We start from the raw sequence: 12,646 nt of genomic DNA, 5'->3' as shown, positions 1-12,646 counted from the left end.
TCAGTCGATATGCACAGTCAGCGACGGCAGGCGCTCGATGCTCACCTTGATCGTCTGGCCCGGCTTCACCGCTCCCACGCCCTCGGGCGTGCCGGTGAAGATCAGGTCGCCGGGCTGCAGCGTGAAGAGGGTCGAGAGGTTGGCGATGACTTCGTTCACCGACCAGATGAGGTACGTGATGTCGCTCTTCTGGCGCACTTCGCCATCCACTTCGAGCACGATGGCGCCGGCGTTGATCTCGCCCACGTCGGCCAGCGTGCGCAGCGGCGCGATGGGCGCGGAGAAGTCGAAGGCCTTGCCGATCTCCCAGGGGCGGCCCTGCTCGCGCATCTTCATCTGCAGGTCGCGGCGGGTCATGTCCAGGCCCACGGCGTAGCTGTGGATGTGGCTGGCGGCCTGCTCGACCGGGATGTTGGCGCCGCCCTTGCCGATGGCGACCACCAGCTCGGCCTCGTAGTGGTAGTTGCTGGTGAGCGGCGGATAGGGAATGGAGGCGGTCTCGCCCTCGGCCACCGGCACCACCGAGGCGTCGTCGTTGGGCTTGCAGAAGAAGAAAGGCGGCTCGCGGTCGGGGTCGAAGCCCATCTCGCGTGCATGGGCGGCGTAGTTGCGGCCCACGCAGTAGACGCGGCGCACCGGGAACTGCTGGTCGGAGCCGGCGATGGGCAGGCCGACGATGGAAGGAGGCGTGAAGACGAAGGACATGGAAGGCTCCTGCCGCTCGGGGCGGCACACGGTCAGAAAGAAAGAAAAATCGGAACTGCGCGCCCGGGCTTCAGGCGTCTTCGAGGAAGGCCTCGCGCAGGATGCCCATGGCCTGCTGCACGGGGCGGTCGGAGAAGCTGAAAAGCACCGCGTCTCCATCCGGCGACGACAGCTTCAGCGTCGCCCACGAGGGCACCACGAAGGTGTCGCGCGGACCGAATGAGAAGCGCTGGCCGGCGATCTCGGCCGTGCCGCGGCCCTCGACCACGCTGTAGACGACGCCGTCGGTCGCGCGGTGCGCCTTGCCCGCGAAGCCCTTCGGCAGCAGTTGCAGGTTGGTCGCGATGGTCGGCATCGGCGAGCCGCCGGTCAGCGGGTTGATGTAGCGCAGCTTGTGGCCCAGCCAGGCATCGGGCGCTTCCTGCTTCTGCAGCTGCGCCAGCGCCTCGCGGCTGCGCGCATAGGGGTAGTTGAAGATCGGCGAGGTGGCCGATGCGTGGTCGTGCCGCACCGGCACCATGTTGTGGCCGAAGCGCGCGAGGCTGTTGCCCTCGGGGCGCGAGACGTGCTGCACCTTGGTGTCGTCGTTCTCGGCGAAGCCTGCGTCGAAGAAGCGCAGCATCGGGATGTCGAGGCCGTCCAGCCACACCACCGGCTCCACGCTGCCGCCGATGCCTTCGTTGCCATGGTCGTGCCAGGCCCACGAGGGCGTGATGATGAAGTCGCCCGGGTACATGGTGGTGCGCTCGCCGCCCACCGTGGTGTAGGCCCCCTTGCCGTCGACGATGAAGCGAAGCGCCGACTGCACGTGGCGGTGCGAGGGCGCGACCTCGCCCGGCATGATGAGCTGCAGGCCCGCGTAGAGCGACTGCGTGATCGACGAGTTGCCGGGCAGCGCCGGGTTCTCGAGCACCAGCACGCGGCGCACGGCCTCCTCGGCGGTGATGAGGTCGGCCGACTCCATCAGCAGCGGGCGGATCTCGTCGTAGCGCCACAGCGCGGGCACGCACGGCGTCTGCGGCTCGCGCGGCACCAGCGCATGCAGCGACTCCCACAGCGGCGTGAGATGCAGCGGGCGGATGCGGTCGTAATAGTCGCGGCGCTCGGCCGCATTCGAGGGGGCGGGTTTCATGGGGCGGTGTCTCCGTTGGCGGCATTGTTGGCGCGCACCACTATTTCCTCAAGACCGACAGCCAATACACGGAATTCGAAATTTCGATAATGGTGCCTTTCGCCGTAAGCAGGAGTCCCGCATGTCGAAGCTCGATCTCGAATGGCTCGCCGTGTTCGACGAGGTCTACAAGACCGGCAACGTCTCGAAGGCAGCCGAGCGCCTGGGCATGGCGCAGGCCGCGGCCAGCACCGCGCTGAACAAGCTGCGCACCCACTTCGACGACCGCCTGTTCACCCGCACCGCGCAGGGCATGCAGCCCACGCCTCACGCCGAGCGCATCTACCCGAACCTGCGCGAGGCGCTGGCCCAGATCGCGCAGGCGCAGGGCAACCGCAGCAGCTTCGATCCGGCGCAGGCGCAGCGGCGCTTCCGCATCTGCATGACCGACATCAGCGAGGTGGTGCTGCTGCCCGGCCTGCTCGACCACCTGCGCCAGGCGGCGCCGGGGGTGCACATCGAGACGGAGATCATCTCCACGCTCAGCGGCCGCCGGCTGCAGGACGGAGAGGTCGACCTCGCCGTGGGCTTCATGCCGCAGCTGGACGCGGGCTTCTACCAGCAGACGCTCTTCATGCAGAACTTCGTCTGCCTCGCCGCGAGGAACCATCCGCGCATCGGCACGAAGCTCACGCGCAGGCGCTTCGAGGCCGAGGCGCACGCGGTGGTTTCGACCTCGGGCACCGGGCACGCCATCGTCGACACCACGCTCGCGCGGCTGGGCCTGAAGCGCAACGTGGTGGTGCGGCTGTCGAGCTTCTTGAGCGTGGCGCGCATCGTGGCGCAGACCGAGCTGCTGGTGGTGGTGCCGCGCATCCTCGGCAAGGTGCTGGCCACGCAGGAGCCGGTGAAGCTGCTGGAGCCGCCCTTCGCGCTGTCGGACTATGCGGTGAAGCAGCACTGGCACGAGCGCTTCCATGCCGACCCGGGCAATGCCTGGCTGCGGCGCACGCTGGCGCAGTTGTTCAGCGGGAGCTGAGCGCGCGCGCCGCGACGACCGGCGGCGTCCGCAGGCGGGGTGCCCGCTCGCATAATCGCGGCTCCCCACTCCATAGTCACAGCCCACATTCACCACCAAAGGCGGCCCCCATGTCCTCGATCACCCTGCGTTTTCTCGCCGAGCCCAGCACCGTCAACTTCGGCGGCAAGGTCCACGGCGGCACCGTCATGAAGTGGATCGACGAGGCCGGCTACGCCTGCGCGACCAGCTGGGCCAAGCGCTACTGCGTCACCGCCTTCATCGGCAGCATCCGCTTCCACCGGCCGATCATGATCGGCGACCTCGTCGAGGTGGAGGCCCGCCTCGCCTACACCGGCAAGACCAGCATGAACATCTCCGTGGAGGTGCGCAGCGGCGACATGAAGGGCGGCGCGATGGAAAAGACCACCGAATGCCTGATCGTGTTCGTCTCGGTCGATTCGCACGGCCGTCCCCTGCCGGTCGAGGCCTACGTGCCCGGCACCCCCGGCGAAATGGCGCTGGCCGAGCGCGCCAAGGCGCACCTGGATGCGAGCCGAGCGGCCAGCGGCACGCCCTGAGCCGCCCACAGCTTCGACCCATGGCTTCGCCCCATAGACGCGAAGCTCTAATGAAGAGGCCCTCGGGCGGCTAGAGTCAGGCGATTGTTTGCACGCAAAGGAAGAAATCGCATGGCTACCCAGGACGACGACAGCAACGGCAAGGCCGCCGACCGCATCAAGGACTCCGCCCAGCAGATCTGGCTCGCCGGCCTCGGTGCCTTCGCCAAGATGCAGCAGGAAGGCAGCAAGGCCTTCGAGGCGCTGGTGCGCGACGGCGCCGGCATGCAGAAGAAGACCCAGCAGGCCGCCGAGGAAACCCTGTCCCAGGCACAGCAGCGCATGGCGGGCTTCGCCAGCGAGTTCGGCACCAAGGCCGCGGGCCAGTGGGGCAAGCTGGAGAACATCTTCGAGGAGCGCGTCGCCCGCGCGATGGAGAAGCTGGGCGCCCCCAGCGCCGCGGACATGGCCGCGCTGCAGGCGCGCGTCGAGGCATTGGAGGCCGAGCTGAAGAAGGCACAGCAGGGCACTGCCGCCGCCGCACGCAAGACCACCGCCCGCAAGCCGGCCGCGCCCGCGGCCAAGAAGACCTTGCGCCGCAGCAAGGCCGGCTGACCCCGCGCGCGCCGCCCGCGGGGCGGCCGCGATTGCGGCACTGCACAAGAGCGGTGGCGCCGCAAATCATGTCCCGCGCCTTCATGGTGCGGTGCACATACGCTAGAGTGTCCCCAAGAGAGACGAACGAGACATCGGGGGCACCGACATGGCAAAGAAGGCGCCACGCCGCACCGCGCAACGCATCCTCGAAGCCGCATTGGACCTGTTCAACCGCTTCGGGGAGCCGAACGTCTCGACCACGCTGGTGGCGGGCGAACTCAATATCAGCCCCGGCAACCTCTACTACCACTACCCGGCCAAGGAAGAGCTGATCAACAAGCTCTACGAAGGCTACGAGGCCGAGCTCGACGAGCTGCTGCACGCCAGCGAGGGCGTGCACGACGTGGAGGACGCCTGGTTCTTCATGCACAGCTTGTTCGAGCTGATCTGGCGCTACCGCTTCCTCTACCGCGACCTCAACGACCTGCTCAGCAAGAACCGCCGGCTGGAGACCCAGTTCCAGCTGGTGCTGAAGAACAAGGCACGCGCCATCCGGCAACTGATCGCCGGCCTGAGCCGCGCCGGCCACCTGGAGATCGACGTGCACGAGGTCGACACGCTCGCGCAGAGCATGGTGGTGGTGCTGACCTACTGGCTGAGCTACGAATACGTGCGCAACCCGCGCGAGGCGCTGGAACCCGAGCATGCGCAGGGGGCGTTGATGCGCGGCGGGCTCCACGCCCTGCACCTGCTCGCACCCTACCTGGGCCCGGAACAGCGGCGTCACCTGCTGGCGCTGGGCAATGCCTACAACGGCGAAGACCCCGGCGCCGCGGCCACTCCTGTCGACATGGCGGTCTAGAACCATGCCCCATCCCGATTTCAAACCGCTTTCGCTGATGTCCGCCGGTGCGGCCAACACCAACCCCGGCACCGGCAGCGAGCCCTGGACGCCCCTGCCCTGGGCCGACTCGCCGCGCTACGACGCGCGCAGCGTGCTGTCGCACTGGCCGCGCCTGCATGCCGGCCACGCGCTGCCGCCGCCGGCCGAGGGATCGACGCTCGCCGAGGGCTGGGCGCTGTACCACAGCGGCGAGTTCGAACGCGCCGCGGCCATCGGCCTGCTGCAGGGCCCCGAGGGCATGGCGCTGGCCAACCAGGCGACCGCGATCTACGCCAACTACCTGGAGCCGCGCGAATCGGCACGGCTCTCGATGTTCCGCCAGGTGATCGAGCGTGCGGGCGCGCAGGCCGAGGCCGAGCCCGACAACTGCCAGGCGCTGTACTGGCAGTCGTATGCGCTGGGCCGCTACAGCCAGGGCATCAGCGTGGCGCGCGCGCTGGCGCAGGGCCTGGGCAGCAAGCTCAAGGGCGCGCTGGAACGCGTGATCGAACTGCAGCCCCGGCACGCCGATGCGCACCTCGCGCTGGCCTCGTTCCACGCCGAGGTGATCGACAAGGTGGGCGCGCTGGTCGGGCGCATGACCTACGGCGTGCGCGCCGAGACTTCGCTCGAACTCTTCGAGCGCGGTCTGGAGCTGCACCCGCAGTCGGCGGCCGGGATGATGGAATACGCCCGCGCGCAGCTGATGCTGCACGGCGAGGCCCGCATGGCCGAGGCGACGCGGCTCTACGAGAAGGCGGCGGCGCTCGTGCCGGCGGATGCGCGCGAGCGGCTGGACGTGGAGCTGGCAAGGGCCGGATTGCGGGATTGACCGGTATCGCCGCAGCACCGGCGGGCATCGGTACGTTCGTGTACCGCAGGACTTAAGATGCGGGCTTTCCGCTTCAAATCTCCCAGACCGACATGTCCGACCTCAACGCCCAGTTCGAAACCGCCCAGGCCAATTCCAAGCTGCTCGCCGAGCGCCCCGACAACCCGACGCTGCTGAAGATCTACGCCCTGTTCAAGCAGGCCACCGAAGGCGACAACACCGCCAAGAAGCCCAGCTTCAGCGACATCGTCGCCCGCGCCAAGTGGGACGCCTGGACGGCCCAGAAGGGCCTGAGCGCCGACGAGGCCAAGCAGAAATACATCGACCTGATCGAGTCGCTGCGCGGCTGAACGGCCCGGCGGCCGTCCTGCCGGTTCAGGCCGGCAGCTTCGTGTCGGCCAGGCGCCGGACGGGCTGCACGAAGGCAAGGTCCGCGCCGTCGAGCACGTCGCGGCCCTGCAGGCTCTCGAAGCACAGCCCGGTCTCGGCCTCGATGAAGGCCAGCGGGCGCTGCGAGGTGCCGAAGTCTTCCAGGTCGCGCGCCACGCCCGAATCGAGATAGATGCCCTGGCTCATCAGGTAGGCGATGGCGCTGAGCTTGCCGGTCGCCTCGCTGATGAAGGCGACCACTTTCCAGAAGTCGCGCGGAATGCGGATGCCGAATCGCTCCGCGTCGTCCGCACGCAGGATCGGCCCGGTGAAGACGCTGATGCGCTTGTCGTCGCCCTGGGCGTTGCCCAGCACGTAGTCTTCGAGGTCGCCCCAGAGCCCGTCGTTGAAGGGCTGCCACTGGGGGCAGGCGTTGGTGGCGAAGAAGGTGTCGATGTTGGCCCGCTGCGCCGTCGCGAGCGGGCCCCAGTTCGGGTCCTGCCTGCGCGTCATGTGGCCGCGCGAGAACTTGCCGTCCTGCTGGGGGCCGTAGGCCTCGCGCAGCATCTGGTATTCCTTTCCGATGCGCCCGTCGTAGCTCCAGGTGTCGTGGCGCGGCACGTTCTTCGACTTCGAGCCGTCGATGTTGCAGGCCGAATAGAGCGGCATGCGCCGCGAGATGCACTGCACCGTGCTGAAGTGCTGGTACCTGAGCTCGAAGGAGCCGTCCTCCAGCTTCGCGATGTCGTCCATGGAGATGGACTCGCCGATGGAAGGCAGCGCCACGTGCGCGTCCTTCCCCAGGAAAGCGGGCGAATAGCCCTTGCGGCCCTTGAAGAACTCCGGCGGCTTCGGCGTCGCGGCGACGCGCTGGATGCCTGCCCATGAGCTGCTCACGACCTGGATGTCTGCATCGGACATGGAGAACCTCCCTCCTGAAAAACACAGGGGCCGATTCCGGCCCCGTCCTGGAATGCGTGCGCGCCGCGCGGCTACTTCGCGAGCTTGGCCCGTGCGTTTTTCAGGTTGAAGACAGGCTTGCGGATTTCCGCGAAGGCGGGCCTGGAGATCGTCCACTCCGGGTTCTGCTCGAGCGCGGCAAGCTGTTCGTCGTCGACCTGGGCTTCCATCAGGGTGCTGGTCTTGGGCGTGAGCACCACGCCGGGAACGCAGCGGCGCAGCCGTGCCTCCGCCGACAACTTCTTGCCGGGGCTGCCTGTGTAGGTCAACACGATGCTGGTCACTTCAGAACTCCAAAACCTTCGTACTCGGCCGGCCAACCCACCTTTTTCGCTGTCTCGGACAGCATCCTGACGATGGCATCGGCCTTCTCGGGGCCCTTGGGCATGTTAAGCAGCTTCCTTTCCCCTGACAACAAACGGGCTGCCATCCCCGACGAGTAGGGCGTGGCCATCGAAGTTCCGGACATCATGGCGTACCTGTCGCCCGGAAAGGCCGACAGCACCGCCACCCCGGGGCCGATGAAATCGGTGGAGAGACCGTAGTTCGAGAACTCGGCGACGAACTCCTTGCGGCGGCGGATCTCGCTGGCCTGGAAGCTCTCGGGGCAGTCCGCCGGAAAGGTGCCGTCGCGCCCCAGAGCGCCCACCGCCAGGGTGTGGCTGTAGCGGGCGGGATAGCGCAGGAGCGGCTGGCCATCGTTGCCGGTGGCGGCGAACACCACCACGCCGGCGTTGCGCGCCTTCTCGAGGATGTCGGGCATCTCCGGCATGGGCTCCAGGCTGCCCATGCTGATGTTGACGATGTGGCAGCCGTCGGCGATCGCCCGGTCGAGCGCGCTGGCGATGTCGGTCGACTTGGCCCGCCCGCGCTCGCCGCTCTTCGGGCAGACGCGGTAGGCCATGAGCCTGCAGGCCGGCGCGAGGCCGTAGACGCCGGTGCCCTGTGCCATGCGGCCCGCGATGATCCCGGCGACGTGCGTGCCGTGGCCGATGCCGTTGTCGAGGAAGTCCGCCGGGTCCTCGCCGGTGACGAAGCAGCCGCCGCCCGCCACGGCGATGCCGGCATGGGGCCCGACGCCGCTGTCGATCACGCCCACCGTCACGCCCTCGCCCGCCTGCGCATCATGGGGCGCGTAGCTGGCCAGCAGCTGGAAGCCGTCGGGCACCAGCGGCGCGGCCGGCACGTTCAGGCGCTTCGGCGCATCGACGCGGTCGAAGCCCTTCAGGAACACCGACCAGTGCGTGTGCTCCGGCTCGACCAGGATCATCTCCACGCGCGGATAGAGCACCGGAATGCCCAGGCTCGCGATGCCGTCGGGGCCGGTCACGGCGGGCACGTGCGCGCCATCCCAGTCCACGAGCGCCTTCACGCGCACGCCGGCGACCGGCCTGCCCTGCGGATCGGCAAGCCGCAGCTCGAAGCGTTTGACCTTGGCTCCCGCCGCGACCTGGATCGCGCTGGCTTCCAGCTCGTCGCCCAGCGGACGGGTGTACTGCAGGTAGGCCCAGGCGGCCGGCGCGATCCGCAGCCCCGGCGTGTTGCGGCGCATGGCCAGCAGGGCCGACGAGTTGGCGCGCATCACCGACACGCCCTCGACCTGCTTGAGCAGCTTCATCCTCGGCGCGCCGCGGCCGCGCACGCCCTCGCCGATCGCATCCGCCGCGTTGCCGAGGTTGATCGCGCTCAGCGCCGCCAGCTCAGCGCCGCCGGCCTCGGCCGTGCGGGAAGGCCAGACGATCACGTCGTCGGAGAACTTGGGCTCCAGCGCCATGCGGCGCAGGCGCAGCGCCTGCAGCAGGCGCTCCAGCTTCTTCTCGTCCGACGCCGAAAGCTCGCTTCTGGCGGGCGGAAGATTCCCGTCGTTGTCGCGCCTCTGAAGTCCCCGTCGATCGTTCGCTGCTGCTGCCATCGGCTCTTCCTCCTGGTTGCCGCTTTATCGCACGAAGGCTGTTTCGCCCGCGTGAATCTCCCCTGGAGCGCTGGCTACCCCACGATGCCGCGCTCGTGCAGCGCCGCGATCTGCTCGGCGCTCAGGCCGATCTCCTTCAGCACCGCGTCGGTGTCCGCTCCCAGCGCGGGTGCGTTGCGCCGGTGGCTGGCCGGCGTGAGCGACAGCTTGGGCACGAAGCCGGGCACCGCGAGATCGCTGCCGTCGGCCATGCGCACCTGCTGCAGCATGCCGCGCGCGGCGTAGTGCGGATCGGCCGCGATGTCTGCGATGGTGTAGATGCGCCCGGCCGGCACGTGCGCCGCGTCGAGCGCCGCGAGCACCTCCCCTACGGTGCGCTGCGCGGCCCAGTCTCCGATGGCGGCATCCAGCATCTCCACCTGCGCGACGCGGCCGGTGTTGCCGGCCAGCGCCGGGTCGGCGGCGAGGTCGGGCCGGCCGATGCACTCCATGAGCCGGCGGAAGATGCTGTCGCCGTTGCCCGCGACGATGGCGTAGCCGCCGTCCGCGCAGCGGTAGGCGTTGGTCGGCGCGATGCCGGGCAAGGCGCTGCCTGCCGCCTCGCGCACCGCGCCGAAGGCGCCGTACTCGGGCAGCAGGCTTTCCATGCAGTTGAAGACCGCCTCGTACAGCGCCACGTCGACCACCTGCCCGCGGCCCTTCGGATACTCGGCGCTCACCGTCGCATGCCGGTGCTGCATCGCCATCAGCACGCCGATCACGCCGTGCAGCGAGGCCAGCGTGTCGCCGATCGAGACGCCCACCCGCACCGGCACGCGGCCCGGCTCGCCCGTGAGATGGCGCAGCCCGCCCATGGCCTCGGCCACCACGCCGAATCCGGGGCGGTCGCGGTACGGGCCGGTCTGCCCGTAGCCGCTGATGCGCAGCATCACGAGCGCGGGGTTGGCGGCCAGCAGCTCGTCGGGGCCCAGGCCCCAGCCTTCCATCGCGCCGGGGCGGAAGTTCTCGATCAGCACGTCGGCCTCGGCCGCCAGCTGCCGCACGATGGCCTGCGCCTCGGCCTCGCGCAGGTCCAGCGCCAGCGAGCGCTTGTTGCGCGACTGCACCTGCCACCAGACCGAAGTGCCGTCCTTCAGCAGCCGCCAGGTGCGCAGCGGATCGCCCGCGCCGGGCGGCTCGATCTTGATGACCTCGGCACCGAAGTCGGCCAGCGTGCGCGCGGCGAAGGGCCCGGCGATGAGCTGCCCGAGCTCGATGACCTTGAGGCCGGCCAGCGGGCCTGCGGGGGTGGATGAGGGTGTGCTTGTGGTCGTCGTCATGGCGCCAGAGTGTGCCGCGTCACGCAACCGCCCGCGCTGGCAAACTCGCTGGATTCCATCAAGGTGCTGCTGAAACCGCAGCCCCGACCCCGAGAGACAACCAGCCAGAGGACGACATGAAATACGTGATCGGCGTCGACATCGGCACGCAGAGCACCAAGTGCCTGCTCGTCGGCATCGACGGCAAGGTGCATTCGCAGCACAGCGTGGCCTACCAGCCGGAGACGCCGAAGCCCTTGTGGGCTCAGCAGGACTGCGAGGTGTGGTTCGACGCGGTGTGCGAGAGCGTGCGTGCCTGCGTGGCGAAGAACGGCGTCGCGCCCTCCGACGTCGCCGCGATGTGCGTGAGCAGCCTCTACGGCGGCGCGGGCATCCCGGTCGACGAGGCCATGCGTCCGCTGCATCCGTGCCTGATCTGGATGGACCGCCGCGCCACTGCCGAGGTGGATGCGGTGAACGCCAGCGTCGACGTGCAGCGGCTGCAGGCCATCACCGGCAACGGCGTGGACAGCTACTACGGCTTCACCAAGATCCTGTGGATTCGCGAGCACCTGCCCGAGGTATGGGCAAAGACGCGCCACTTCCTGCCGCCCAACAGCTACATCAACTGGCGGTTCACGGGCGAGCTCGCCGTCGACCACAGCTCGGCCGGCAACATCGGCGGCGTGTACGACGCGGCGCGCCGGCAGTGGTCGGAGGAAGCGATGGGGATGCTCGGCATTCCGCCGCGCATGATGCCGCCGCGCCTGGTCGAATCCAGAGACGTGGTCGGCGGGCTGAGCGCCGGATGGGCCGCGAAGCTGGGCCTTGCCGAGGGCATGCCGCTGATGGCCGGCGGCGTCGATGCGGCGGTCGCCACCTTCTGCGCGGGCGTCACCGGCAGCGGCGACCACGTGGCGATGATCGGCACCAGCATGTGCTGGGGCTTCGTGAGCCCCACGGTCGATGCGCGGCACAAGCTCATCACCATGCCGCACGTGTACCGCGGCGCGGACCGCAGCTACGTGTTCGGCGGCGCGATCACCGCGGGCGCCGCCGTCACCTGGTTCCGCGAGGCCTTCTGCCAGGCAGAGATCGCTGAGGCCGCGCGCACCGGCGAGGACGCGCATGCCCTCATCGAGCGCAAGGCGGTCGACGTACCGCCCGGCGCCGAAGGCCTGGTGTTCCTGCCCTACCTCATGGGCGAGCGCAGCCCGATCTGGGACGCACAGGCCAAGGGCGCGTTCATCGGGCTTTCGCTCGCGCACAGCCGCGCGCATCTCTACCGCGCGGTGCTCGAAGGCGTGAGCTTCGCGCTGCAGCACAACATCGAGGCCGGGCGGCGCAGCGGCCAGCCGCTGGACGAACGCCTGATCGTGGTCGGCGGCGCCGCGCACTCCGATCTCTGGATGCAGATCGTGGCCGACGTCACCGGCTACCCGGTGTTCACGATCGAGCAGGAAGTGGAAGCGGCGCTGGGCGCGGCGATGCTCGCGGCGCTCGGCGCCGGACTGGTCGATGCGGCGACCGCCGAACGCGGCTGGGTCACGCTGGTGGAACGCGCGCGGCCCGAGCCCCGGGCGCAGGCCGTGTACCGCGAGCGCTTCGAGATCTACAAATCGCTCTACCCCGCGCTGCGCGATGCGATGCAGCGGCTGACATGACGACCTCCTTCGACTTCTCCGGACGCCGCGCCCTGGTGACCGGCGCGAGCAGCGGCATCGGCCGCGCGGTGGCGGTGCGGCTCGCGCAGGCCGGCGCGCAAGTGACGGCCATCGGGCGCAATGCTGCGGCGCTGGCAGCGCTGCACGCCGAAGCCGGCTGCACGCCGCTGGTGCTCGACGTGGCCGACGCGCCAGCGCTGGAACGCGCGCTCGCGCCGCTTCCCGCCTTCGACCTCGTGGTGAACTGCGCCGGCATCGCGCTGCTCGAACCGGCCGCCGAGATGCAGGCCGACAGCTTCGACGCGGTGATGGCCGTCAACGCGCGCGCGGCGGCACTGGTGGCCTCGCGCTGCGGCAGGGCCATGATCGCGGCCGGCGTGCGCGGCAGCATCGTCAACGTGTCGAGCCAGGCCGCGCTGGTGGCGCTCGACGCGCACCTTTGCTACTGCGCCTCTAAGGCCGCGATGGACGCCGTCACGCGATCGCTGTGCCTGGAGTTCGGGCCGCACGGCATCCGCGTGAACAGCGTGAACCCGACCGTCACGCTCACGCCGATGGCCGAGCAGGCCTGGTCCGATCCGGCGAAGAGCGCGGCCGCATTGAAGAACATTCCGCTGGGCCGCTTCGCGCAGGTGGAGGAAGTGGTGGCGCCCATCCTCTTCCTGCTGGGCGACGGCGCGTCGATGGTGAGCGGCGTGGCGCTGCCGGTGGACGGCGGCTACACCAGCGTCTGAGCC

The 12,646-nt window shown here is 69.3% G+C and carries 14 protein-coding genes; 8 read left to right on the top strand and 6 right to left on the bottom strand.

The window, feature by feature from the left end:
* Together G369_RS0118385 and gtdA are read right to left on the bottom strand one after the other, a co-directional pair.
* The gene (locus G369_RS0118385; protein WP_019655491.1) at nt 1-705 is read right to left on the bottom strand and encodes a fumarylacetoacetate hydrolase family protein; all 705 of its coding nucleotides are present in this window, start codon (nt 703-705) and stop codon (nt 1-3) included.
* Nucleotides 706-775: 70 nt separating this feature from the next.
* Complete coding sequence (gtdA, locus tag G369_RS0118380; protein ID WP_019655490.1) at nt 776-1,837, bottom strand: gentisate 1,2-dioxygenase; 1,062 nt, start codon at nt 1,835-1,837, stop codon at nt 776-778.
* A 121-nt stretch (nt 1,838-1,958) separates the two neighbouring features.
* On the opposite strand from gtdA, the gene G369_RS0118375 reads away from it, so the two are divergent.
* The 6 genes from G369_RS0118375 to G369_RS0118350 all read left to right on the top strand — a co-directional run bounded on the left by G369_RS0118375 (nt 1,959) and on the right by G369_RS0118350 (nt 6,056).
* A complete protein-coding gene (locus G369_RS0118375; RefSeq protein WP_019655489.1) occupies nt 1,959-2,855 on the top strand; it encodes a LysR family transcriptional regulator in 897 nt (298 codons plus the stop codon).
* A 110-nt stretch (nt 2,856-2,965) separates the two neighbouring features.
* A complete protein-coding gene (locus G369_RS0118370) occupies nt 2,966-3,415 on the top strand; it encodes an acyl-CoA thioesterase (protein ID WP_019655488.1) in 450 nt (149 codons plus the stop codon).
* A gap of 111 nt (nt 3,416-3,526) precedes the next feature.
* The gene (locus tag G369_RS0118365) at nt 3,527-4,009 is read left to right on the top strand and encodes a phasin family protein (protein ID WP_019655487.1); all 483 of its coding nucleotides are present in this window, start codon (nt 3,527-3,529) and stop codon (nt 4,007-4,009) included.
* 148 nt (nt 4,010-4,157) lie between these two features.
* Entirely contained in the window at nt 4,158-4,853 is a 696-nt protein-coding gene (locus G369_RS0118360; protein WP_019655486.1) for a TetR/AcrR family transcriptional regulator, read from the top strand.
* Nucleotides 4,854-4,857: 4 nt separating this feature from the next.
* On the top strand, nt 4,858-5,706 hold the full coding sequence (locus G369_RS0118355) for a tetratricopeptide repeat protein (RefSeq protein WP_019655485.1): 849 nt from the start codon (nt 4,858-4,860) through the stop codon (nt 5,704-5,706).
* Nucleotides 5,707-5,798: 92 nt separating this feature from the next.
* Nucleotides 5,799-6,056 (top strand): acyl-CoA-binding protein, encoded by a 258-nt coding sequence (locus G369_RS0118350; protein WP_019655484.1) that lies wholly within the window; start codon nt 5,799-5,801, stop codon nt 6,054-6,056.
* Between the two features lie 25 nt (nt 6,057-6,081).
* Here G369_RS0118350 and G369_RS36030 read toward each other — a convergent pair whose 3' ends face one another.
* From G369_RS36030 to G369_RS0118330, 4 genes are all read right to left on the bottom strand, one after another.
* Complete coding sequence (locus tag G369_RS36030; protein ID WP_019655483.1) at nt 6,082-6,996, bottom strand: DNA/RNA non-specific endonuclease; 915 nt, start codon at nt 6,994-6,996, stop codon at nt 6,082-6,084.
* 71 nt (nt 6,997-7,067) lie between these two features.
* Complete coding sequence (locus tag G369_RS0118340; RefSeq protein ID WP_019655482.1) at nt 7,068-7,319, bottom strand: hypothetical protein; 252 nt, start codon at nt 7,317-7,319, stop codon at nt 7,068-7,070.
* Nucleotides 7,316-8,947, bottom strand: coding sequence for a S8 family peptidase (locus G369_RS0118335; protein WP_019655481.1), 1,632 nt, complete (start codon nt 8,945-8,947; stop codon nt 7,316-7,318). The genes G369_RS0118340 and G369_RS0118335 overlap by 4 nt, the downstream gene beginning before the upstream one ends.
* Nucleotides 8,948-9,021: 74 nt before the next feature.
* Complete coding sequence (locus G369_RS0118330) at nt 9,022-10,266, bottom strand: CaiB/BaiF CoA transferase family protein (protein WP_019655480.1); 1,245 nt, start codon at nt 10,264-10,266, stop codon at nt 9,022-9,024.
* A gap of 116 nt (nt 10,267-10,382) precedes the next feature.
* Between G369_RS0118330 and G369_RS0118325 the strand changes: the two genes are divergently transcribed.
* Together G369_RS0118325 and G369_RS0118320 are read left to right on the top strand one after the other, a co-directional pair.
* Nucleotides 10,383-11,909: an FGGY-family carbohydrate kinase gene (locus G369_RS0118325; protein ID WP_019655479.1), complete on the top strand. Its 1,527-nt coding sequence runs from the start codon at nt 10,383-10,385 to the stop codon at nt 11,907-11,909.
* The gene (locus G369_RS0118320; protein ID WP_019655478.1) at nt 11,906-12,643 is read left to right on the top strand and encodes an SDR family oxidoreductase; all 738 of its coding nucleotides are present in this window, start codon (nt 11,906-11,908) and stop codon (nt 12,641-12,643) included. The genes G369_RS0118325 and G369_RS0118320 overlap by 4 nt, the downstream gene beginning before the upstream one ends.
* Nucleotides 12,644-12,646 lie beyond the last annotated feature (3 nt).

The sequence above is a fragment of the Variovorax atrisoli 110B genome (assembly GCF_000382045.1).
In the GTDB taxonomy this organism is placed as follows: Bacteria; Pseudomonadota; Gammaproteobacteria; order Burkholderiales; family Burkholderiaceae_C; genus Variovorax; species Variovorax atrisoli.
The sequence above is the reverse complement of the archived record's forward strand: the minus strand, read 5'-3'. Positions and strand labels throughout refer to the sequence as shown.

Bases quoted from the DNA above. Each gene is read 5' to 3' on its own strand.
- G369_RS0118365 (WP_019655487.1), top strand. From the start codon at position 3,527: ATGGCTACCCAGGACGACGACAGCAACGGCAAGGCCGCCGACCGCATC.
- G369_RS0118335 (WP_019655481.1), bottom strand. From the start codon at position 8,947: ATGGCAGCAGCAGCGAACGATCGACGGGGACTTCAGAGGCGCGACAAC.
- G369_RS0118375 (WP_019655489.1), top strand. From the start codon at position 1,959: ATGTCGAAGCTCGATCTCGAATGGCTCGCCGTGTTCGACGAGGTCTAC.
- G369_RS0118360 (WP_019655486.1), top strand. From the start codon at position 4,158: ATGGCAAAGAAGGCGCCACGCCGCACCGCGCAACGCATCCTCGAAGCC.
- G369_RS0118320 (WP_019655478.1), top strand. From the start codon at position 11,906: ATGACGACCTCCTTCGACTTCTCCGGACGCCGCGCCCTGGTGACCGGC.
- G369_RS0118350 (WP_019655484.1), top strand. From the start codon at position 5,799: ATGTCCGACCTCAACGCCCAGTTCGAAACCGCCCAGGCCAATTCCAAG.
- G369_RS0118385 (WP_019655491.1), bottom strand. From the start codon at position 705: ATGTCCTTCGTCTTCACGCCTCCTTCCATCGTCGGCCTGCCCATCGCC.
- G369_RS0118370 (WP_019655488.1), top strand. From the start codon at position 2,966: ATGTCCTCGATCACCCTGCGTTTTCTCGCCGAGCCCAGCACCGTCAAC.
- G369_RS36030 (WP_019655483.1), bottom strand. From the start codon at position 6,996: ATGTCCGATGCAGACATCCAGGTCGTGAGCAGCTCATGGGCAGGCATC.
- G369_RS0118325 (WP_019655479.1), top strand. From the start codon at position 10,383: ATGAAATACGTGATCGGCGTCGACATCGGCACGCAGAGCACCAAGTGC.
- G369_RS0118355 (WP_019655485.1), top strand. From the start codon at position 4,858: ATGCCCCATCCCGATTTCAAACCGCTTTCGCTGATGTCCGCCGGTGCG.
- G369_RS0118330 (WP_019655480.1), bottom strand. From the start codon at position 10,266: ATGACGACGACCACAAGCACACCCTCATCCACCCCCGCAGGCCCGCTG.
- gtdA (WP_019655490.1), bottom strand. From the start codon at position 1,837: ATGAAACCCGCCCCCTCGAATGCGGCCGAGCGCCGCGACTATTACGAC.